This window comes from Nocardiopsis rhodophaea, from assembly GCF_039530945.1.
Lineage (GTDB): Bacteria > Actinomycetota > Actinomycetes > Streptosporangiales > Streptosporangiaceae > Nocardiopsis_C > Nocardiopsis_C rhodophaea.
In genome coordinates this window covers 197,797-219,173 of sequence record NZ_BAAAPC010000011.1, presented here as the reverse complement: position 1 = coordinate 219,173, position 21,377 = coordinate 197,797, and the positions used below count along the sequence as shown (strand labels likewise).

Annotated in this window: 22 protein-coding genes and 1 riboswitch; of the genes, 10 read left to right on the top strand and 12 right to left on the bottom strand. The window is 70.2% G+C overall.

All coding sequences use genetic code 11. The features are described from left to right. Positions 1-138: 138 nt before the first annotated feature. The 3 genes from gcvT to ABD259_RS14455 form a co-directional block, all read right to left on the bottom strand. Entirely contained in the window at positions 139-1,254 is a 1,116-nt protein-coding gene (gene gcvT, locus ABD259_RS14465) for a glycine cleavage system aminomethyltransferase GcvT (RefSeq protein ID WP_344101389.1), read from the bottom strand. 144 nt (positions 1,255-1,398) lie between these two features. Next, a riboswitch (glycine riboswitch) is annotated at positions 1,399-1,500 on the bottom strand. 353 nt (positions 1,501-1,853) lie between these two features. Next, a complete protein-coding gene (locus tag ABD259_RS14460) occupies positions 1,854-2,909 on the bottom strand; it encodes a 3-deoxy-7-phosphoheptulonate synthase (RefSeq protein WP_344101387.1) in 1,056 nt (351 codons plus the stop codon). A 222-nt stretch (positions 2,910-3,131) separates the two neighbouring features. Beyond that, on the bottom strand, positions 3,132-4,844 hold the full coding sequence (locus ABD259_RS14455; RefSeq protein WP_344162858.1) for an AMP-binding protein: 1,713 nt from the start codon (positions 4,842-4,844) through the stop codon (positions 3,132-3,134). A gap of 237 nt (positions 4,845-5,081) precedes the next feature. Between ABD259_RS14455 and pip the strand changes: the two genes are divergently transcribed. Beyond that, positions 5,082-6,044 carry a prolyl aminopeptidase gene (pip, locus tag ABD259_RS14450; protein WP_344162857.1) on the top strand — a complete coding sequence of 321 codons (963 nt, stop codon included), beginning with the start codon at positions 5,082-5,084 and terminating at the stop codon, positions 6,042-6,044. A gap of 198 nt (positions 6,045-6,242) precedes the next feature. Continuing rightward, entirely contained in the window at positions 6,243-6,434 is a 192-nt protein-coding gene (locus ABD259_RS14445) for a ferredoxin (protein WP_026125531.1), read from the top strand. On the opposite strand, the gene ABD259_RS14440 is transcribed toward ABD259_RS14445, so the two are convergent. Then, positions 6,418-7,638: an NAD(P)/FAD-dependent oxidoreductase gene (locus ABD259_RS14440; RefSeq protein ID WP_344162855.1), complete on the bottom strand. Its 1,221-nt coding sequence runs from the start codon at positions 7,636-7,638 to the stop codon at positions 6,418-6,420. The two genes, ABD259_RS14445 and ABD259_RS14440, sit on opposite strands and share 17 nt — an antisense overlap. A 127-nt stretch (positions 7,639-7,765) precedes the next feature. Further along, complete coding sequence (locus tag ABD259_RS14435) at positions 7,766-8,734, bottom strand: asparaginase (RefSeq protein ID WP_344101378.1); 969 nt, start codon at positions 8,732-8,734, stop codon at positions 7,766-7,768. A gap of 225 nt (positions 8,735-8,959) precedes the next feature. Between ABD259_RS14435 and ABD259_RS14430 the strand changes: the two genes are divergently transcribed. Further along, a complete protein-coding gene (locus ABD259_RS14430) occupies positions 8,960-9,898 on the top strand; it encodes a 3'-5' exonuclease (RefSeq protein ID WP_344101376.1) in 939 nt (312 codons plus the stop codon). 80 nt (positions 9,899-9,978) lie between these two features. Here the strand turns inward: ABD259_RS14430 and ABD259_RS14425 are convergent, their stop codons facing one another. The 3 genes from ABD259_RS14425 to ABD259_RS14415 all read right to left on the bottom strand — a co-directional run bounded on the left by ABD259_RS14425 (position 9,979) and on the right by ABD259_RS14415 (position 11,793). After that, complete coding sequence (locus tag ABD259_RS14425; RefSeq protein WP_344101374.1) at positions 9,979-10,254, bottom strand: hypothetical protein; 276 nt, start codon at positions 10,252-10,254, stop codon at positions 9,979-9,981. A gap of 140 nt (positions 10,255-10,394) precedes the next feature. Beyond that, positions 10,395-11,051 carry a TetR/AcrR family transcriptional regulator gene (locus ABD259_RS14420; RefSeq protein WP_344101372.1) on the bottom strand — a complete coding sequence of 219 codons (657 nt, stop codon included), beginning with the start codon at positions 11,049-11,051 and terminating at the stop codon, positions 10,395-10,397. 19 nt (positions 11,052-11,070) lie between these two features. Further along, positions 11,071-11,793, bottom strand: a complete 723-nt coding sequence (locus tag ABD259_RS14415; protein WP_344162852.1) for a biliverdin-producing heme oxygenase — start codon at positions 11,791-11,793, stop codon at positions 11,071-11,073. A gap of 457 nt (positions 11,794-12,250) precedes the next feature. Here ABD259_RS14415 and ABD259_RS14410 point away from each other — a divergent pair, with 457 nt between their 5' ends. The 5 genes from ABD259_RS14410 to ABD259_RS14390 all read left to right on the top strand — a co-directional run bounded on the left by ABD259_RS14410 (position 12,251) and on the right by ABD259_RS14390 (position 17,131). Then, a complete protein-coding gene (locus ABD259_RS14410) occupies positions 12,251-13,456 on the top strand; it encodes a PP2C family protein-serine/threonine phosphatase (protein ID WP_412759364.1) in 1,206 nt (401 codons plus the stop codon). A gap of 5 nt (positions 13,457-13,461) precedes the next feature. After that, positions 13,462-15,123, top strand: coding sequence for an ATP-binding protein (locus ABD259_RS14405; RefSeq protein WP_344162849.1), 1,662 nt, complete (start codon positions 13,462-13,464; stop codon positions 15,121-15,123). A gap of 37 nt (positions 15,124-15,160) precedes the next feature. Continuing rightward, on the top strand, positions 15,161-15,574 hold the full coding sequence (locus tag ABD259_RS14400; RefSeq protein ID WP_344101786.1) for a response regulator: 414 nt from the start codon (positions 15,161-15,163) through the stop codon (positions 15,572-15,574). A 104-nt stretch (positions 15,575-15,678) separates the two neighbouring features. Further along, positions 15,679-16,248 (top strand): low molecular weight protein-tyrosine-phosphatase, encoded by a 570-nt coding sequence (locus ABD259_RS14395; protein ID WP_344101364.1) that lies wholly within the window; start codon positions 15,679-15,681, stop codon positions 16,246-16,248. Continuing rightward, on the top strand, positions 16,238-17,131 hold the full coding sequence (locus ABD259_RS14390; protein WP_425573523.1) for a fructosamine kinase family protein: 894 nt from the start codon (positions 16,238-16,240) through the stop codon (positions 17,129-17,131). Before ABD259_RS14395 ends, ABD259_RS14390 begins: the two co-directional genes overlap by 11 nt. 26 nt (positions 17,132-17,157) lie before the next feature. Here ABD259_RS14390 and ABD259_RS14385 read toward each other — a convergent pair whose 3' ends face one another. From ABD259_RS14385 to ABD259_RS14375, 3 genes are all read right to left on the bottom strand, one after another. Further along, positions 17,158-17,757 (bottom strand): hypothetical protein, encoded by a 600-nt coding sequence (locus ABD259_RS14385; RefSeq protein ID WP_344162846.1) that lies wholly within the window; start codon positions 17,755-17,757, stop codon positions 17,158-17,160. Positions 17,758-17,766: 9 nt separating this feature from the next. Beyond that, on the bottom strand, positions 17,767-18,102 hold the full coding sequence (locus ABD259_RS14380) for a hypothetical protein (protein ID WP_344101358.1): 336 nt from the start codon (positions 18,100-18,102) through the stop codon (positions 17,767-17,769). 120 nt (positions 18,103-18,222) lie between these two features. After that, entirely contained in the window at positions 18,223-18,570 is a 348-nt protein-coding gene (locus ABD259_RS14375; RefSeq protein WP_344101356.1) for a hypothetical protein, read from the bottom strand. Between the two features lie 290 nt (positions 18,571-18,860). Here ABD259_RS14375 and ABD259_RS14370 point away from each other — a divergent pair, with 290 nt between their 5' ends. Next, positions 18,861-19,721 carry a DUF8017 domain-containing protein gene (locus ABD259_RS14370; RefSeq protein ID WP_344162844.1) on the top strand — a complete coding sequence of 287 codons (861 nt, stop codon included), beginning with the start codon at positions 18,861-18,863 and terminating at the stop codon, positions 19,719-19,721. Between the two features lie 157 nt (positions 19,722-19,878). Continuing rightward, positions 19,879-20,289 carry a hypothetical protein gene (locus tag ABD259_RS14365; RefSeq protein WP_344101352.1) on the top strand — a complete coding sequence of 137 codons (411 nt, stop codon included), beginning with the start codon at positions 19,879-19,881 and terminating at the stop codon, positions 20,287-20,289. Positions 20,290-20,409: 120 nt separating this feature from the next. Here ABD259_RS14365 and ABD259_RS14360 read toward each other — a convergent pair whose 3' ends face one another. Next, a complete protein-coding gene (locus ABD259_RS14360; protein WP_344101784.1) occupies positions 20,410-21,375 on the bottom strand; it encodes a carbohydrate ABC transporter permease in 966 nt (321 codons plus the stop codon). Between the last annotated feature and the right edge of the window lie 2 nt (positions 21,376-21,377).

The window sequence follows — 21,377 nt, the reverse complement described above, 5'->3', positions numbered from 1 at the left end:
ATCCGGCACCGCGCGACACGTCCGCGCGGTCGTGTCCTGCACCATGCGGCTCGTCATCGGCCCTGACAGAGATTCTGCCGGGTCGCCGACGCGGCCCGCACCGCGGCTCGCGCTCTGGCCCCCATGAGGCCAGCTACATCAGCGGTCCCGCTTGTAGAAGGGCAGCTCGACCACGTCGACCGCCTCCGCGCGGCCCCGCACGTCCACGGTGAACTCACCGGACGTGATGTCGAGGTCGCCGTCGACGTAGGCCATCGCGATCGGCTTGCCCAGCGTAGGGGAGGGGGCGCCACTGGTGATGGACCCCACCGGCGTTCCCTCCCGCAGGACCTCCTGACCGTTGCGCAGGGGGCGGCGGCCGCGGCCGATGAGGCCGACCAGGCGACGCGTGCGCTCGGTCTCGGCGGCCTTGGCCAGGGCGGCGCGGCCCACGAAATCGCTGTCCTTCTCGAACTTGACCACGCGGCCCTGGCCGGCGTCGAAGGGCGTGAGTTCGGCGCTGAGCTCGTTGCCGTACAGCGGCATCCCCGCCTCCAAGCGGAGCGTGTCGCGCGCGGACAGTCCGGCCGGGGTCAGGCCGTAGGGTTCTCCGGCGGCGAGCAGCGCGTCCCAGACGGCGGGGGCGTCGGAGCCCGGCCGGAGGAAGATCTCGAAGCCGTCCTCACCGGTGTAGCCGGTGCGGGCCAGCAGGACGGGGTATCCCGCCACGGTGTGGGCGTAGCCCGCGTAGTACTTGATCCCGGAGAGGTCGGCGTCGGTGAGGGGGCCCAGGATCCGCACGGCCTCCGGGCCCTGCAGCGCGATGAGAGCGTACTCGGCGGACTGGTCCTCCACCCGGGCGTCGAACCCCGCGACGCGCTCGGTGAGCGCGGCCACGACGGTGTCGTGGTTGGCGGCGTTGGCGACGACAAGGTACTCCTCCTCGCCGAGCCGGTAGACGATCAGGTCGTCCAGCACCCCGCCGTCCGCCGCGGTGATCATCGTGTAGCGGGCGCGGCCGACCTTGACCTTGGAGAGGTGCCCGACCAGCGCGTAGTCGAGGAACGCGGCGGCCTGCGGGCCGGTGACGCTGATTTCCCCCATGTGGGACAGGTCGAACAGGCCGGCGTGCTCGCGCACCGCCTTGTGCTCGGCGGTCTCGCTGCCGTAGCGCAGCGGCATCAGCCACCCGGCGAAGTCGACCAGGGTGGCACCCAGCCGCTCGTGGACCGCGTGCAGCGGTGTGGGGCGGGGGGCGCTCGTAGGCTCCGTCATGGGCACTCCCGAGAGGATGGACGTCGAATCTGCAAAGGCGTTGCCATCCTCCCCCTCTGTCATCGGTGCCTGAGAGCTTCGCCCGCGCGCGGCGTGGCTTGCACCTTCGGCGAGGAGCGGTGAGCTCCTGCTTTCCAGAGTGGTCTCGCCCGTACGGTCCTGTGCGCCTGAGAGGTTGTCTTCGGGGAGGAATTGCTCCTTCGGCGGCCCGCGCTGGATGCGGGGGCACTCTCCCGTACGGGGTCAGCGACTACCGGTCAGCCTAGCAGCGGCGATAACGAGCCCCAAGGGCGCCCGTCCCCCCGCCCTCCTCCGTTGAAGATCAGGGCGAATGCCCTGGACTCCGTCCGTGTTGCCGCGACAGAAGCCGTGATCACCACGGGGCCGGGCCGTGGGTGTGCTGGGCGGTCCCGCGGGGTGGGAAAGCGCTGTCCGCAGCCCTGTCGCCGATAATGACGGCGTTTGGCCAGACAGAACGGACAGAGTCGAGGCCTGCCGCCATGACCATCGCAAGAAAACGCGGCAACACTGGACGTGCGGGCACCCTATTCTCCCGGTGATCATGGCGATTCTCCCGGCACACCGGAGATGGTCGGATGTCAGGCCTTGCGGCGGTTGCGGACGGCCTCGGCCAGTCCGCTGAGGACACCCTCGGTGGTCTCCCAGCCCATGCACTTGTCGGTGATGGACTGGCCGTAGGTGAGGTCGGCCGGGTCGTTGAGCTTCTGCGCGCCCTCGATGAGGTTGCTCTCCAGCATCACGCCGACGATGCCCTTCTCACCCGCGGCGATCTGGTCGCCGATGGCGTTGGCGACACCCGGCTGGCGGGTGTGGTCCTTGCTGCTGTTGGCGTGGCTCGCGTCGATCATGACGCGGCGGGGCAGGCCCGACCCCTCGATGACATCGAGCGCCGCACCGACGCTTTGCGCGTCGTAATTGGGGCCGGAACGCCCGCCGCGCAGGATCACGTGGCAGTCGGGGTTACCTTGGGTCACCACGACCGACCCGGCGCCGCTGGGGTCGACACCGAAGAAGGTGTGCGAGGCGGCGGCAGCGCCGCAGGCGTCCACCGCGACCTGCACGTCGCCGTCGGTGCCGTTCTTGAAGCCGACCGGCATGCTCAGGCCGCTGCTGAGCTGGCGGTGCACCTGGCTCTCGGTGGTGCGGGCGCCAATGGCGCCCCACGCGACGGCGTCGGCGATGTACTGCGGGGTGATCGGGTCGAGGAACTCGGTGCCGGAGGGGACCCCCAGCGAGCCGATGTCGAGCAGCAACTTGCGGGCGGCGCGCAGCCCGCGGTGCACGTCATAGGTCTCGTCCAGGCCCGGGTCGTTGATCAGGCCCTTCCAGCCGAGCGTGGTGCGCGGTTTCTCGAAGTAGACGCGCATCACCACGCACAGCTCGCTGCTGAGCGACGGGATGAGGCCCTTGAGGCGGTGGGCGTAGTCGAGCGCGGCCTCGGGGTCGTGAACCGAACACGGCCCGACGATCACCAGCAGCCGGTCGTCGGTGCCGTCGATGATCCCCTTGACCTCAGCGCGGGCGTCCTCGACGAGGGCGCTGCGCTCGGGGCCCATCGGCAGCTCGGCCAAAACGTCCTGTGGCGCGACCAGGGGAAGGTAGCTTTCGACCCTGGTGTCGTTGGTGTTCGGCATGCCGTTCCTCTATCCCTCATCCCCACGTGGCCTCCGGCAACACTAACGCGACGGGACCGGCGCGGCTTCCGACGCCCCTCGATTGTGGTGGGGCTCATCGACACTGATCGCGGGGCGGGGCCGGTCACGACCGCGGAAACAACGACCGCGGCCCCGCGCCGCATCCGGGCCGGCCGGGGAGCCGTCTCACAGCGTTGCCGGCCTCGTCGGTGCCGTCCACGCTCATTCTTCCTCGTCCTTGAGCCCCGGGAAGTCCTCTTCCCAATACTCGTACTCGTTGCGGGAACCGCGGCCGGTGCCGCGCCGCTCCTCGGCCGCGCGCAGCTCCACCCGACGGATCTTGCCGGAGACCGTCTTGGGCAGCTCGGCGAACTCCAGGCGCCGCACCCGCTTGAAGGGGGCGAGGTTCTCCCGCGCGTAGCGGAGGATGTCGCGCGCGGTCTCGGGGTCCGCGGCCCTGCCCTCCGTGAGGGTGACGTACGCCTTGGGTACGGCCAGCCGCACCGGGTCGGGGGACGGCACGACGGCCGCCTCGGCCACGGCCTCGTGCTCGATGAGTACGCTCTCCAGCTCGAAGGGGGAGATGCGGTAGTCGGAGGCCTTGAAGACGTCGTCGCCCCGCCCGATGTAGGTGATGTAGCCGTCGGCGTCGCGGCTGGCGACATCACCGGTGTGGTAGCGGCCGTGGCGCATCACCTGCTTGGTGCGCTCCTCGTTGTCGTGGTAACCGGCCATCAGCCCGACGGGGTCGTCGGCCAGGTCGAGGCAGATTTCGCCCTGGTCGCCCACCTCCCCGGTGACGGGGTCCTCCAGCGCGATCGTGAACCCCGGCATGGGGCGGCCCATGGACCCGGGCCGGATCTCCTGGCCGGGGCCGTTGCCGATCTGCACGGTCGTCTCCGTCTGCCCGAACCCGTCGCGCACGGTCAACCCCCAGGCGCGCCGCACCTGCTCGATGACCTCGGGGTTGAGCGGCTCACCCGCCGCCACCACCTCGCGCATGGGGACGTTCCACGCCCCAAGGTCGGCCTGGATCAGCATCCGCCACACCGTGGGCGGGGCGCAGAACGTGTCGACGCCGCAGTGCGCTATCTGGCTCAGCAGGTAGGAGGGGTTGAACTTGGACTGGTTCACCACCAGCACCGTCGCCTGGGCGTTCCACGGCGCGAAGATGCTGCTGTAGGCGTGCTTGGCCCAGCCCGGTGAGGAGATGTTCAGGTGCACGTCGCCGGGACGGATCCCCACCCAGAACATGGTGGACAGGTGCCCCACCGGATAGGACAGGTGGGTGTGCAGCACCAGCTTGGGCTGGGAGGTGGTGCCCGACGTGAAGTACAGCAGCAGCGGGTCGTCGGCGGAGGTGGGGCCGTCGGGCACGAAGTCCAGCCCGGCGTGCTGCGTGTCGGTGTAGTCGAGCCAGCCTTCCATGATCCCGACCGCGATGCGGGTCCAGTGCCCGCCGAGGCCCTCGAACTTGGGGGTGTCCACTGCGTTGGCGATGACGTGGGCGACCCCGCCCCGCTCGATGCGGTCGGCGAGGTCGGCCGTGGAGAGCAGCGTGGTCGCCGGGATGACGACCGCGCCCAGCCGCATGGCGGCCAGGGTCGCCTCCCACAGCTCCACCTGATTGCCGAGCATGATCAGGATGCGGTCGCCGCGATGCACGCCCTGGGCGTGCAGCCAGTTGGCGACCTGGCCCGAGCGCCGCGCGAGCTCGGCGTAGGTCTGCTTCGTCTCGGTGCCGTCCTCCTCGACGATCCACAGCGCGATCCGGTCGGGGTGCTCCGCGGCCGCGACGTCGAAGTGGTCCAGCGCCCAGTTGAAGTGCTCGGGCCGGGGCCAGCGGAACTCCCGGTGGGCCAGAAGTTGGTCCTCGCGGTGGTCGAGCAGGAAGTCGCGGGCGGAGCGGAACTCGCGGGTTGCCGGACTGGACATGGGCGGACCTCCACGTCGTCACTGTGACTCTGGTCACCATACCCGGACGAATGCCCCATGCCCGAGTCGACCCGCTCAAGATCAACGGGAAGTGCGATCCTGTCTAGGATTGGGTCGATGGCCGCCGGTGCCGCGGGTCGTCGTCCCCTTCGGCCGCTCACCGGCCGAGCCCCGTCCTCTGCTTTCAAAATTCTGTTAGACACGGCCCTCCACGTCTGCACGGAAGGTGCATGCCCGATGCGCACGCTGTACCCGCCGATCGATCCCTACGAGACCGGCATGCTCGATGTCGGTGACGGGAACCGGATCTACTGGGAGCTGTGCGGGAACCCCACGGGTAAGCCCGTGGTCTTCCTGCACGGTGGCCCCGGCGGCGGGTGCGGGCCGACGCACCGGCGCCTCTTCGACCCGGAGAAGTACCGCATCCTCCTGTTCGACCAGCGCAACTGCGGCCGGAGCGTGCCGCACGCCAGCGGGATGGACGTCGACCTCAAGACCAACACCACCCAGGCGCTGGTCAGGGACATGGAGCGGCTGCGCCGCATGATCGGCGTGGAGAAGTGGCAGGTCTTCGGCGGCTCCTGGGGCAGCGCCCTCGCCCTCGCCTATGCCGAGGAGCACCCGCACCGGGTCAGTGAGCTGATCCTGCGCGGCATCTTCACGCTGCGCAACGACGAACTGCGCTGGTTCTACCAGGAGGGCGCCTCCCACCTCTTCCCGGAGCTGTGGGAGACCTACCTGGAGCAGATCCCCCCGGACGAGCGCGACGACCTCATCGGCGCCTACTCCAAGCGGCTCAACTCGACCGATCCCGACGTGCGGCTGGCCGCGGCCCGCGCCTGGAGCATGTGGGAGGGCTCCACGGTCACCCTGGTGCCCGACCCCGACATCCGCGCCCAGCACGCCGACCCCGAGTACGCGCTGGCGTTCGCCCGGATCGAGAACCACTACTTCGTGCACGGCGGCTTCTTCACCCCGGACCAGCTCATCGCCAACGCCAAGCGCCTGCGCGAGATCCCCGGCGTCATCGTCCAGGGCCGCTACGACGTGTGCACGCCCGCCCGCACCGCCTACGAACTGCACAAGGCCTGGCCGGAAGCGGAGTTCACGATCGTGGACGACGCCGGACACGCCTTCAGCGAGCCCGGCATCCTGCACCACCTCATCGAGGCGACCGACCGATTCGCCGACGCCGACTGACGTCCCACCACAGACGTTCCCGCCCCTCCGTTGGTCCCGGGCGCCAGGGGGTCAGCGTCGCCCCGGAGCTCCCGATCTCTTGGAGATCAACGGAGGGGGCGGGAGCGCGGCCCGACGCATAGGGGTGGGCGGGGCGCGATCGCCCGCGGGGCGCGCGGCTAAGCTCGGAGGAAAACGCGAGTAAGTGAGGAGCGCCACATGCGGGTGAAGGTGGACTTCGACCGTTGCGAGAGCAACGCGGTCTGCATGGGGATCCTGCCCGAGGTGTTCGAGGTTCGCGACGACGACTTCCTCTACATCCTGCAGGAGGAACCGCCCGAAGAACTCCGCGACAAAGTGGAGGAATGCGTGCGGATGTGCCCCAAGCAGGCCATCAGCGTCGAGGACTGAACCCGGCCGCCGCCAGGGCGTCGTCCCACGCCGTCGGTTCCTCCACAAGCCTGCGGTAGCGCATGGTCTTCGGCGTGGAGCGCAGCCCCAGGACGCCGATAAGCATGCCGGACCGTCCGAGGAACGCCACGAACTTGCGGTCCTCGGGCGATCCGTGCACGAACTCCACGGTGTCGGCCGGCGCGGCCTGGCCGAGCAGCTGGATTTTCATCCCGTACTGGTCGGACCAGAAATAGGGCACCGGGGTGTAGTCGCGCCGGCCGGTGCCCCCCTCCCCAGCGAGCAGATTGTGCGCGGCCACCACCGCCTGCTCCCCGGCGTTGGTCCAGTGCTCCAGGCGGACCCGGCCGCCGTAGCGCGGGTATGTCCAGCTCGCCAGGTCGCCGACCGCGTACACATCCGGCACGGTGGTCGCGACCTGGGCGTCGCACAGTACCGCGCCGCCCTCGTCCAGCTTGACCCCCGACCCCGCGAGCCAGTCGGTGTTCAGCTCCACCCCGAGCCCGACCACGACCAGCGACGCCTCGATCGCGCTGCCGTCGGCCAGCAGTACCCGCTCCACCCGGCCCTTGCCCTCGAACCCGGTGACGCCGACGCCCAGTCGTACGTCCACCCCGTTGTCCCGGTGCAGGTCGGTCAGGACCGTGCCGACCCGTGGGTCGATCACCCGGGTCAGCGGCGTGGGCGCCGCCTCGACCAGCGTCACCTCCCAGCCGCACGCCCGCGCGCTGGCCGCCACCTCGGAGCCGATAAACCCGGCACCGACGACCACGAGGTGCCCTCCGGGCTGTGCGAACGCGGCGCGCACCGCCTCGGCGTCCTCCAGCGTGCGCAGCGTGTGCACTCCCGCCAGGTCGGTGCGGGGGCGGCGGGCGCGCGCCCCCGTCGCGATGACGAGGCCGTCGTAGTCCACCCGGGTGCCGTCGTCGAGCAGGACCGCCTTCTCCTCGGCGAGCAGGCGTTCGGCCCGGCGCCCGAGCCGCAGGTCCAGTTCGAGGGCGTCGATCGCCGCCTCCTCGCGCAGGGGCAGGCTCTTGGGCGTGCCCTTCCCGGTGAGGACTTCCTTGGACAGCGGTGGACGGGAGTAGGGGCGGTGGACTTCGTCGCCGATGAGTGTGACCGTGCCGTCGAACCCGGCGTCGCGCAGCGCCTCCGCCGTGTGCAGCCCGGCGATCCCCGCCCCGGCGATGACGATGTCGCGCATAACTGTGCGTTCCGCCCTTTCCCTCGTGCACCGACCCTCCCCGCGCGGGTTTTTGCGCCGGAGGCCTCGTGAATGCCCAACGAGCGGCGCACCAAGGGGATTCCCGCGCGGCGGGAGGGAACGGACCCTACGCGGCGATCGGGCGGATTTCGCCCACCGGCTCCCCGCCACCGAGGACGGGGGCGGAGAGCATGTCCTCCACCGGGGTGATGTCGACACCGAGCGCGCGCAGCGCGGTCAGCCCCACCATGGTGCGCGAGCGCGCTTTGGGGTCGCCGTCGCTCATCTTCACCGCGACGGTCGCGCCGTCGGGGGCGGCCATCACGATGACGCCCTCGGCGCCGATCTTGGAGACCAGCCCTGGAACGCGCCGCATCAGCGTGGTGTCGTCGCGGCCCTCGCCCGCAACGTACTCAGGGAACGCGCGCATCGCCCGCACGACCGCGGCCTCGTGGCTGTCTTCGGGCGCCTGGACCATCGCCTGGATGCCCCGGGCCAGCCCGACCAGGGAGACGGCCAGCTGCGGCGCTCCGCAGCCGTCGACCGCGGTGTGCGCGATCGGCTCGCCGCACTTCTCCTCCAGGGCCTCGCGGACCATCCGCTGCACGGGGTGGTCGGGGGCGAGGTAGGTCGCGGTGTCCCACCCCCGTGCGACACAGGCCCCGAGCATGGCGGCGTGCTTGCCGGAGCAGTTCATGTGCAGGCGGGTCGGCTCGCCGCCGGCGATCAGCAGTTCCTTGCGGGCCTGCGTCCCCATCGGCCAGTCGGTGGGGCAGCGCAGCGCGTCAGGCGTCAGGCCGGACTCGGCGAGCATCTTCTCGGCGATGGCGGTGTGGATCTGCTCACCGTTGTGGCTGCCAGCGGCGATCGCGATCTGCGCGCCGACGATCGGTGCTCCGGCGCGCAGAGACGCCAGCGCCTGGAGCGGTTTGGCAGAGGAACGGGGGAACATGGCAGCCTGGATGTCACCGCGCGCGTAGGCGACCTCGCCGGAGGCCGTGAGCCCGACGACCGTGCCGAAGTGCACACCCTCGCGGAGCCCCGACCGGACGATCTCGGCGAGCGGGGCGTAGACGGACTGCTGCGTTGCGGGCATGGGGTCTCCTGGCGCCAGTGGGTGTCGTCGAGGGTCTCGACACAGGGGTGGTCGGTCCTACATCGGATGATGTGGCGGGGGGCCAGCCTGAGGATAAACGCGCACACGGGCCACTCTCATCCCGTGGGTGCCGTAAGGTCGGGCCCTGACCTAGATCGACGCGACACTGGCAGCCTCCGGATCGCAGTCCAACGGGTCGGTATCACCAAGACGAGCAGACAGGGGATGGTCGACGTGCCCGACGAAGGCCGCGCCGGTTCGCGGGCATTCCGCAGGGGCGCCCTCACCCGGAGCCGGTCGGCGGGCTGCGGAGCCAAGGAGCTCGACTACGCCGTGGTCGACGTGGAGACCACCGGCCTCGACCCGGCGCAGGGAGCGCGGGTCTGCGAGATCGCGGTGGTGCGGATGCGCGGCGACGGAACGGTGACGCGCGAGCTCAACACGCTCGTCAACCCCGGCGTTCCGGTCACCGGCCAGGAGTTCCACAGCATCGGGGCGAGCGACGTCATCGGCGCGCCGCAGGCCGCCGACCTCGTCGGCACCCTCGCCGAACTGTTCTCCGGCGCCGTGGTCGTCGGACACAAGCTCGACTTCGAGGGGGCCTTCCTGGCCGCCGAGTTCGTCCCGGCCGGGCTCCCCGCCGACCTGCCGGGCCTGTGCACCCTGCGCACCCTGCGCTCCCAGGTCGATTTGGAACGCTACGCCCTGCCGCGGGCCAGCCACACCCTCACCGGCCACTGGCCCAGCGGGCAGCACACGGCGCTCGGCGACGCCCGTGCTTGCGCCCAGCTGCTGGCCGAGCTGCTGTACAACGCGCCCGGCGAACTCCGCTACGTCGGCCCCGAGCCCAAGGGGCTGGCCGAGGCAGGGAGCGGAGCACCGGTCCGGCTGAAGCCGCGCACGCCGGTGGCGCGCGGTCTGCGGCTGTCCGCCGTCCGCGAGGGCGCGTCCCGGCCGCTGGCGTCGTGGCCGAGCCGCTGGCGGCCGTTGGAGCTCGACCCCGGCCTGTGCGGGGGCCGGTTCGGCTCGGTTGAACGCGGTCTGGCCGCGCAGGACGCGCGGCGCCGCGCGGTGACCCGGGAGGCGCTGGCGGCCTCGGCCGCGCTGGCCGGCGTGGCGGCGTCGACGGCCGCCGCCCGTATGCTGCTGCGGCGTCTGCGCTGAGTCGCCGGTAGCTCCGTTGATCTCGGCGATATCGACCGAATTTCAACGGGAATTCGGTCGATATCGCCGAGATCAACGGGTCACGCGCCGGAGAGGGCGAGGAAGAAGGCCACGATCAGCACGCTGCCGCCCACCGTGGTGAGCAGGGCGCGGCCGGTCTCGGTAAGGCGGGCGGGGACGAACGCCAGACGCAGGCGCCGCTGATCGGAGCGGGGGCGGCGCGGAGGGGCGGCCACACGGCCGCTCCGTTCGGCCATGCGCGGTTCGCCGACGTCGGCGGGGACCAGACGCGGTACACGGTTGAACATGGCGATGCAGACCAGGGCGGCACCAGCCAGGATGAGCACGAGGGACACGTCTCGGTGGCCTTTGCGGGACGAGGGCGGACACCAACGGTGGCCGATTCTCCCGCACGCGGCGGTCGGCCGGGAGGGGCGGGTTCGGATACGGCCGGTTACGGCCGTTCCTCAATGACACGGGGTGGCCACGGACCGCATCAATCTTCACTCTCGGTAGTGTCCCTCGGGGCGGCCGACACACACCGCTGCACCTTGTCCTCCTCGACGCCCAGCGCCCGCAGGGTGAACGCCGACACCAGGACATGCGCCTCGGCGATGCTGGTCTCGTCGCGCACCAGCGGCACGCGCTGCGCGCCGATCATCGCCAGCACCAGCCGAGCGGTGGTCTCCACGGGGAAGTCCGCGAACTCCCCGCCCTCGGTTCCGTCGCTCAGGATCTTCACGAGCAGCCGCTGCATGGGCGCGACGTGGTCGGCCAGCGCCTGGTAGGCGTCGGGGCCCAGGCTGGCGCCCAGCTCGGCGGCGGCCGGATGCGGGTGCTCGGCGATCCCCTCCAGCTGGAAGCGGATGAACGCCGAGAGCCGTTCGGCCGCCGAGGCGTCGCTGGGCAGTTCCTGGGCGTAGCGGTCGACGAAGCCGTGGGTGACCTGCTCGGTGAAGGCGAGCAGCAGGGACGCCTTGTCCGGAAAGTAGTTGTACAGGGCCGTACGCGTGATGCCCGCCTCGGCGGCGACGTCGGTCATGGAGATGCCGTCGATCCCCTGGGTGCGCGTGAGGGTGGCCACCGCCTCCAGGATGCGCTCGCGGGTCTGGGCGCGGTGGGCGGCGATCGTCGGAGCGGAGATCTTGGGCATGGCCCTATGGTGACATGATTCAGGCCGCCGCCCCAGGGGCGTGATCGCGGCCGAGGTCGGCGAGGACCTCCACGTTGAGCTGGTAGGCCAGCTGGGTCTCGCGCACGATCCGGCACCGGGCCGCCTCGTCCAGGTCGAGGGCGTCGAGCCGGGACCGGTAGGTGTCCTTGAACCGGGGCAGGCTGTGCAGCTCGTCGAAGACGTAGAACGCCACCCCCGCCGCGTCGCTGAGGCCGTAGCTGCGCATCGCGATCTTGCGGATGAACTGGCCGCCGGAGAGGTCGCCGATGTAGCGGGTGTAGTGGTGCGCGATGTAGCCGCCCGGCTCGTCGGCCATCTGCTCGATGCGCGCCACGTACGTGCGCGTGGGTGCGGAGGGGACGATGCGGTCGCGCCAGTCGGGCCCGTAGAGGGCGGCGAGGTCCCGCTGCAGCGCCGGGACGCGGAAGAGCTCGGGGAACACGACGCGCCCGGCGACGGGGTCGTCGGCCAGGGCGCGGCCGACCTCCTCCAGCGCGACGTAGGCGAAGTAGTGCTGGGCGACCATCGCCGCGTACCCGTCGCGGGAGAGTGTGCCGTCCAGGAGCGCCTGGGTGAATCCGTGCGCCTCGGCCTCCTCATGATGCGACCAGGTCGCGGCCTTCAGCTCGGCGGAGAAGGGGGCTGGGGCCGATGAGGATTCTGAGAATTCGGGGGACTGGGGGGTCGGTTCCGTCGCCGCCGCGCGCTGGTGGGTGTCCACGCCTTGCTCCCTGTTGTCTGTCCGATATGGACTGTTTATGACATGATGTCAGCAAGATATGGGCCGCTGTCAAGTGGTTGGTGACACTGTGTCGAAAAAACACTCTGGGATGATGCCCAGTTCGATGGCGCGGCCGGGCCGGTATCCTGGCGGTGCACCAGGGTGCAGTGTGCGCTAGCCCAGCCGGTCAGAGCGTTGGATGTCTCTCGTGCAATCTCGCTGGCGACGAAAAGGGCCGGGCGATTATCGTTTGACTGCCGCAAAGGATCATCGGGCCTCGCTGAGCCGGCGGTCACCGTCTCGGAGAGTCAAAGGGGCCGATGCCCCGCGATCCCGGTCCGGGGGGTGGGAGGGACCCTCAGAGTCCGGGTGGAGCACGACGATGGTGCCGGGGGAAGACCGGTCGACGTAGAGGCGATGTGTGGATACAAGGAAAACAGGACACGAGCCCGTGACCATGGTAGATCCCGATTCCGCGGGGCCGGCGGGGACCGGCCGCGCATCGGCCGCCGTCGAATCGGTCGACATCCTGTTGATCGAGGACGACGCGCAGGACGCGTTCCTGGTCGAAGAGCTGCTCGCCGATACCGCGCTGGACGCCCGCATCACCTGGGTCGACACACTCGGTAAGGCGCGCGAGCACCTCGACGACTTCCGCGGTTGTGTGCTCCTCGACCTCAACCTGCCCGATGCCGGCGGAATGGATCTGCTGCGCGAGGTGCTCACCACCGCCGAATCAGCGGCCGTCGTCGTCCTCACCGGCCTCAACGACGAGCACGAGGGCATCGCGGCGGTCGCGGCCGGCGCCCAGGACTACCTGGTCAAGGGCCAGGTCGACGGCTCCCTCCTGGCGCGGAGCCTGCGCTACTCCGTCGAACGCCAGCGCGCCGACGAAAACGCCCGCCAGCTGCGCGAGGCCGAACTCCACGCCCGCGAGAACATGCGGCTGGAGCGCGGCCTGCTGCCCCAGGTGCTGCTGGACGACTCGCCGCTGAGCCACCGCTCCTTCTACCGCCCCGGACGCAAGCGCGCCCTGGTCGGCGGTGACTTCTTCGACGCCGTGCAGAAGGACGGCACCACGCACGTCATCATCGGCGACGTCAGCGGGCACGGCCCCGACGAGGCCGCGCTCGGGGTGAGCCTGCGTATCGCCTGGCGCGCCCTGGTCATGGGCGGTGTGGCCGAGGACGCCGTCCTGCCGGCGCTGGAGGAGATCCTGGTCAGCGAGCGGGCCCAGGACGAGATGTACGCCACGCTGTGCCAGGTCAGCCTGGACGTGCGCAGCGAGAAGGCGCGGATCCGCCTGTTCGGCCACCCGCCGCCGCTGGTCATCAAGGACGGCGTGGTCGAGGAGGTCCCGGCCGTGCCCCGCCCGCCCTTGGGCGTGTTCCCCGACGCAGAGATCGAGGTCGAGGAGTTCTCCTTCCCGCAGGGCGCCACGCTCATGCTCTACACCGACGGCCTGGTCGACGCCTACGACGGCGCCCCGCCCGCGCGCCTGGAGGTCCAGGGCCTGTCGAGGATCCTCGACGGCGTGCTCAAGAGCGGATGCTCCATCATGGACCTGCCCGAGCACCTCGTGGACGAGGCCGAACGCCACAACGGCGGCCCGCTCCAGGACGACGTCGCGATGATGCTCCTCACCCACGGGGCCGAACGTTGAGCCCCATGGCACCGCCCCTCGGCAGTAGCGGGGGGCCCTGGTCGCTGCGCCGTCGCGTGACCGTCCTGCTGGCGTCCGTCGCCGTGGTGCTGGTCGCCTCCGTTTCGACGATCACCTTCGCCGCGTTCAACGCCCGCGAGTCGCTGAACCGGCAGGTGGACCAGCTCACCCCCGCGCAGACCGCCGTCCAGCAGACCATGTCCGCCTACCTCAACCAGGACAACGGGATCCGCGGGTACGCCCTCACCGGCGAGATCGAGTTCCTCGCCCCCTACGAGCAGGGCAAGCAGTCGATCACGGAGAGCAAGCCCCTCCTGAACCAGATCGCCTCGGACGACAGCGACATCGGCGCCGACATCACCGAGCTGCTGGAGGCCGGGGAGGCGTGGACCGAGGACTTCGCCGACCCCACCCTGGAAAAGGTGCACGAGGGCAAGGAGGTCAGCGCCGAGGACTACCGGCTGGGCCGGGAGCGCTTCGACGAGCTGCGCGCCGCCGGAACCAAGGCCCAGACCCGTATCGACCAGGAGCTCGACCAGGCCCGCGACGGCCTCACTCTCGCCACCCAGCAGGTCGTGGCGCTGCTGATGCTCGTGGGCTTCGTCGTCGTGGTGATGTCGGTCTTCCTGTGGGTGATGCTGCAGCACTGGGTGCTGCGCCCCCTGGACGAGCTCGCCGGGCACCTTTCCCAAGTGTCGGAGGGGTACTACGCGCACCGCGTCGCCCTGCACGGGCCACCGGAGATCGAACGCGTCGGCCGCGACGTCGACGCCATGCGCGAGCGCATCGTCAGCGATCTGCACGAAGTCGCCGCCGCCCGGCGCCAGCTCCAGGAGCAGTCGGAGCTGCTGGAGCGCCAGACCGAGGAGCTGCGCCGGTCCAACCTGGAGCTGGAGCAGTTCGCCTATGTCGCCTCGCACGACCTCCAGGAGCCGCTGCGCAAGGTCGCCAGCTTCTGCCAGCTGCTGCAGCGCCGCTACCGGGGCCAGCTCGACGAACGCGCGGACTCCTACATCGACTTCGCGGTCGAGGGCGCCAAGCGCATGCAGACCCTGATCAACGACCTGCTCGCGTTCTCCCGGGTGGGACGGACCAAGAACTTCACCCAGGTGGACCTCAACGTCGCGCTCGAAGAGGCGCTGAGCAGTCTGGAGACCCGTCTGGACGAGGCCGGGGCGGTCGTCACCGGTGACGACATGCCCACCGTCGAGGGCGACAAGACCTTGCTGACGCAGGTGTTCTTCAACCTCGTCGGCAACGCCGTGAAGTTCCGCGGCGAGGAGCCGCCGCGGGTGTATGTGAGCTGTGAGCGGCGCGAGGACGAATGGGTCTTCTGCTGCTCCGACAACGGGATCGGCATCGAACCGCAGTACGCCGAGCGGATCTTCGTGATCTTCCAGCGCCTGCACACCCGTGACAAGTACGGCGGGACCGGCATCGGTCTCGCCATGTGCAAGAAGATCATCGAGTTCCACGGCGGGCGCATCTGGCTCGACACGGATTCGGACCACCGGGGGACCCGCATATGCTGGTCGCTGCCTGTTGAGGAGGGGAGCGCGGACGACACCGAGCCGTCGCACCCCACCGCGACCAAGGTCTCCGGCCACGACGAGGCGGGAGACGACGCCACTCCCCGCGACGACGGGGACCGTTCCGAGAAGGTCTGAGACGTTGAGCGAGGTCACTTTGGTGCAACCCATAGAGGTGCTGCTGGTCGAGGACGACCCCGGTGACGTCCTGATGACCAAGGAGGCCTTCGAAGAGCACAAGGTGGGCAACCGTCTCCATGTGGTCTCCGACGGTGTCGAGGCGCTGCGGTTCCTGCGCCGCGACGGGGAGTACGCCGACGCGCCCCGGCCGCACCTCATCCTGCTCGACCTCAACCTGCCCCGGAAGGACGGCCGCGAGGTGCTGGAGGAGGTCAAGAAGGACGAGGAGCTGTCGCACATCCCGATCGTGGTGCTGACCACGTCGGAGGCCGAAGAGGACATCCTGCGCAGCTACCGGCTGCACGCCAACGCTTATGTGGCCAAGCCCGTCGACTTCGACCAGTTCATCCAGGTCGTGCGGCAGATCGACGACTTCTTCGTCACCGTGGTGCGGCTGCCCAAGGGGTGAGCCGCGCGGGAGGCCCGCCCCCGAGACGTCGACGTCGGCCCAATGTCCGCGCGCGGGAGCGTTCGTCCCGTTCAGGGGGTCGAACCTCCGTTACGGTAATGACCATGAGCTTGCCGGAACCTCGTGACCCCGCCGGGCCCTACCGGATCTGCATCGTGTGCCTGGGCAACATCTGCCGGTCCCCGATGGCGGAGAAGGTCCTCACCGCCGACCTGGAACGCGCCGGGATCGCCCATCTCGTGCGGGTCGACAGCGCCGGCACCGGGAGCTGGCACATCGGATCGGGCATGGACGCCCGCGCCGCGTCGACCCTGCGCGTCCACGGCTACCTCACCGAACACATCGCGCGGAAGTTCGACCCCGCTTGGTTCGCCGAGCGGGACCTCATCCTGGTGATGGACCTGGATAACCTCGACGACGTGCTCCGGCTCGTCCCCGACCGTGCCGACGCCAGCGAGCGCGTGATGCTGTTCCGCTCGTTCGCGCCCGGCGGCGGCCCCAACCCTGAGATCCCCGACCCCTACTACGGCGGCGACGACGGCTTCAGCACCGTGCTGAGCATGGTGGAGGCGGCGGCCAAGGGGCTGACCGGCGAACTGGTCGCCCGTTTCGGCCCCCGCACCGGCTACGAGCGCGGCCGGGACGACACGCGGGACACCCCCGGTGCGTTCTGAGGAGCGCGCGGCGCCGCCCGTCGCCGACCGCGTCGCCGAGCTGACCGGCCGCGCGGTCGCGGCACTGGCCCCGCTGGGATCGAGCCACGCCTGGGAGCTGTACCGGGCCGAACTCGCCGACGGCACCGACGCCTTCGTCAAGGCGCTGCCGGACGGCACCCCGGACGGGGAGTTCGGCGGGCTGTTCGCCACCGAGGCGTGGGGCCTGGAGTGGCTGGGCGGGTCGTTCGGCTCCCCGGTGCCCGAGGTTCTCGGCGCCGACGAGCGCACGCTGGTGCTCCCGTGGGTGTCGGAGCGGCCCCCCACCCCCGAGGCCGCCGAGCGCTTCGGCCACCAGCTCGCCGGCATGCACGCGATACCGGCCGAATACTTCGGGGCGCCGCGCGACGGCTACATCGGCCCCCTGCCGCTGGACAACACCCCGCGTGACTCCTGGCCGGAGTTCTACGCCGAGCAGCGGCTGCTGCCCTATCTCGCCCAAGCCACCGACCGGGGCGTGCTGACGCCGTCCGATGTGCGTGTCATCGAACGGGCCATCGACGCTATCGGCGACCTGGCGGGCGCCCCCGAGCCTCCCGCGCGCATCCACGGCGACCTGTGGAGCGGCAACGTGCTCTGGCAGGACGACGGCGCCGTCATCGTTGACCCCGCCGCCCACGGCGGACACCGCGAGGCCGACCTTGCCATGCTCGCGCTGTTCGGCCTGCCGCACCTGGACCGGGTGCGCGACGGCTACAACGAGGCGTTTCCCCTGGCCGCCGGATGGCGGGGACGGATCGCACTGCACCAGCTGCATCCGCTGCTGGTGCACGCCTGCCTGTTCGGCGCCGCCTACCGGATCATTACGCTCAACGCCGCCCAAGCGGTTCTGCGGGAGGCCTGAGAGACAGCGGCCCGGGGCAACGCGCATCACCACCCCACGACCACCGTGGAGTCCGGGTAGAGCTCGCCGGCGCCCTCGACGACGCAGTCGGTGACGGTCTCCTCGTGGTCGGGGCCACCGGACGCTGCGAGGTCCGCCACGTTCGTCTCGTCACCCGTCGTGGTGACGCCGGCGTCGGACATGCACGCGCGGGTATAGGCCATGAGATCGTCGGCCATGCGGGGTTCGTGGTCCTCGGAATACCGGTCTTCCACTTTTTCCAGGTGGGCGGTGAAGCAGGCGTCGCTGATATCCGCAAGCGCGTCGTCGGGAATACCTTTGCCGTCGAACCACAGATCCATTCTCAGCTGGTCGACGGGATCCCACCCGTTGTTGTCGAGATCGATTCCCCGCGTGTTCAGGCACTCCTCCATCCGCTCCACCGCCGCGGCGTAATCGTCCTCGCCGACCGCTCCCCGCGCCAGCAGCGTGTCCTGCTCGGCGATTCCGGCGTCGACCTCCTCCCCGCTCGGCCCCTCATAGGCCGGCACCGCATCTGGACCGTCGTCGGCCGCGGGGCCCTCCGGCCCGCAGGCCGCCGCCGCGACGGCCAGCAGTGCGGCGGCGATCACCGGTCTGGGTCGCATTCCGCCGCCCTAGTAGTGTCGGACCCGGTAGACCTTGCCGTTGCCCCAGCCCTTGTGGAAGCTGGTGCTGAGCTGCCCCGTCTGCGTCGAGATCCTCTTGAAGTCGGGAGCGTGGTGCCAGCGGCTGAGCTCGCCGCCTCTCTTCTGCAACCGGACCCAGGCGTGGCCCAGGCACCCGCCCCGCGTCTTCTGCGTGGACGCGTAGGTGTGGTCGCTCCGGCCCACGTAGGTGCAGGTGCCACGGTGGATCGTGACCCAGCCCGTATGCGGCGCGGGAGCAGGGGCCATCGCGGTGGTCAGCACCAGGCAGGCGGTGATCGCGAGGGCTCGCGCGATTGCGGTCATGCGTTGTTTCACCTCTGTGGATCATGGGTGGCTGATGGGCCGCGGCGGCGCTGACGGCGGCCGACCCGCGGCCCGCCAGCCCCCACCACCGCGGAGTGGTCACACGGCGCGCCTAGCGGCTCAGCGGTGGTAAAGCCGGTAGACCTTCCCCTTGCGCCATGTCTTGTGCATGCTCGTCTTCAGCTGGCCCTTGCCCGTGCGGATCTTCTTGAAATTCTTGGCATGGCGCCAGGGGCTGTAGTAACCGTTCCTCTTCTGCAGGCGGACCCAGGCATGGCCCTTGCAAGAGCCGCGCACCTTCTGCGTCCACGCGGTCGTGTGGTTACTGCCGCCGGCGTAGGTACAGCCCGCGCGGTTCATCGTGACCGACGCTCTGTGGGCCGACGCCGCGGGGGCGGTCGCGGTGAACAGGCCACCGACCAGCACGGCGGAGACCACCGCAGCGCCGATCCTTCGCATAACCGTCATTCTTCTGCTCCATCGAAAAATGATTGTGCCTGCTGCCCCCTTGCCGACCGACCCTGGCTCATGTCGTGGGCGGGCACAAGGCGGTTTTCGTGTCCCAGTGTGGCCAGCGGTCGTCATTTCAATCGCTGAAAACAGAAATTCTGTGAACGTATGGAAAAGCGCCGAATCGCGTCTGCCGACGACCTCGATCCGACCATCGCGTACCTTCTTTGCACCCCTGCGGGAATCACTGTGCGTAGCCGCCCCCGGGGGTGATCGAGAAGTTACGGAGATCCTCTAAAGTCAGGGCCGTGACGTGGCCAGGAAATCCCCAGAACGGCAATTACAACTATCCCCAGCAGCCGGGTGCGCCGGCACCGCGCGCCTCGGGCGGAATGAGCCCGCTCATGCTGGCCCTGGTGGCCATGGTCATGGTCGTGGCGGTGGTCATCGCGGTCGTGGTGGTCTGGAACACGCTGCGCGAGCGTCCCGGGGCCGCCGCGTCGGCGCCGCCACCCAGCGCCACGGCGCACGAGGTCGACGATGACCCCTCCGAGGAGCCGTCGGAGTCACCCGGCGAACCGGAGAAGCTGATCAATCCCGGGTGGCGCACCGTCACGTCCCACAAGTGGGGCTTCACCTACGAGGTGCCGCCGTCGGACGACGGCTGGGCGGCCAAGGGCGACGGCTTCATCGTGGGGCAGGGCGAGGACGAGAACGGCGTGCCCGAGATCGCGATGAGCGGGGTCGCCATCTACAAGGACCAGCCCTGCGACGGCTGGGGCGACCGCGCGGTCACCGGGGCTCAGGGCATCACCGAGACCCAGGACACCGCGGCCATGGCCAAGGGCGTGGCCAGCAGGTGGGCCGAGCTCAGCTTCACGACCGACGCCGGTGCGGCCTCGACATCGGTGCGCGCGGTCGAGGAGTTCACCAACAACGGGCTCAAAGGGCACCGCGCGATCGTCGACGCCACGCTGAAACAGCCCACGGAGGGCTGCCAGCCGCCCACGGCCGAGGCGCACACGGTGGTCGTTCCCAACCCCGACGAGGAGAACGCGGTCCGCGCGTTCACCATCCTCGCCGACACCGGTCTGCCCGACGCGGCGGACACCGACGTTCTGGAGAAGATCCTGAACAGCCTGCGCAACCAGGAGTACGAGGTCGGATAGGAGGCGGGTGAGGGGGATGTGCGGCTCGCCCGTCCCGAGTAGGGTGAGGACCCCCGGTGCGGCCCTACAGGGCGCATCGTGTCCGGGCTCCGCAGCGGTGGCAGGGGTCCGGCGCCCGAGGGTGAGCCGAGCCGGACTCACTCGGAAGGAGCCTCCGATGCAGGACGAGCTGCCGACCCGGCTCTCCCTGACCCTGCCCGGCCCGTTCGCCGCTTGGATGGCCACGACAGCGGTGGCCACCACCCGCGACGCGAACCCCTTCCACCAGGCGGCGCAGGACGCCCTGGCCGCCGCGCGGACCGACGCCACCGGCCAGACCGTCGTCACCGGCACCGTCGACGCCATCTGCGTGATCGCCGACCACGCCTACAACCTGCTGCATAACCCCGCCATCGGCGGCGACCTGAACGACGCCGCCATGACCGTGGTCAACCGCTTCCACGCCGCGATGGCCCCCTTCACCGGCAAGGAGGGGTTCTGCGTCGACTGCGGCGGAACGGGGCGGACCCGGTCGGGCACCACCTGCCCCATCTGCAAGGGCACCGGGCGGCTGCCCACGGGCTGGTAGCCCGGCCAGGGTCGCGCGGCCACCGCGGCGAGGACGCTCGCCGCCGGCACTCCCGGTCTTGCGCACCACTCGTCGTCATCGCCTACCGCGTCGGCCCCGTCCGCCAGGTCGCCGGGCCCGTCACCCTTTCGTACTCCCCGCGAGCAGCCCCCGAACGAAGTAGCGCTGCAGCGAGAAGAACACGATCAGCGGCACCACCATGGAGACGAACGCTCCTGCGGTCAGCCGCTGCCATTCCTCGCCGCGCGTCCCGGCCATCTCGGCGAGCCGGACGGTCAGCGGGGCGACCTCGACGCTGCCCCCGGCGAAGATCAGCGCCACCAGCAGGTCGTTCCAGCCCCACAGGAACTGCAGGATCGACAGGGACACCAGGGCGGGAACGATGAGCGGGAGCACGATCCGGCGGAAGATGACGCCGTGCCCGGCGCCGTCGGCGCGTGCGGCCTCGATCAGGCTCTTGGGCAGCTGCACGATGAAGTTGTGCATCAGGAAGATGCCCAGCGGCAGGCCGAAGATGGTGTGGGCGACCCACACCCGCGTGAACTGGAAAGCGCCCCGCAGGTCCCACGCGGGCAGAACCTGGGTGGTGCCGATGGTCAGGCCGTCGGAGAACAGGCTGAGTAGCGGGACCAGGGACATCTGTAGCGGGACGATCTGCAGCGCGAAGACGCCGATGAAGATCCAGTCGCGCCCGGGGAAGTTCATCCACGCCAGCGCGTAGGCGGTGAGCGCGGCGATGCCGACCACGAAGACCATGGTCGGCAGGGCGATGACGAAGGAGTTGACGAAGTAGCTGGCCAGCTGTCGGGTGCTCGTTCCTCCGAACAGCACCTCCTCGTAGTTGCGCAGGGTCAGGGTGGGGTCGCTGAAGAACGTCCACCAGCCGGTGGTCTTGATCTGGTCTTCGGGACGGAAGGAGGAGATGAGCAGCCCGGCGGTGGGCAGTGTCCACAGCACCGCAATGATGATGGCCGCGGCGCTCGCCCCGGTGCCGGAGAGCTTGCGCCGGACGCGCGCGGCGGCACTCGGCCGGGCGGTGGCCGCGCGGCCGGGAGCGGGATCGGGCCCGGTGCGGGGCGGGGACAGGA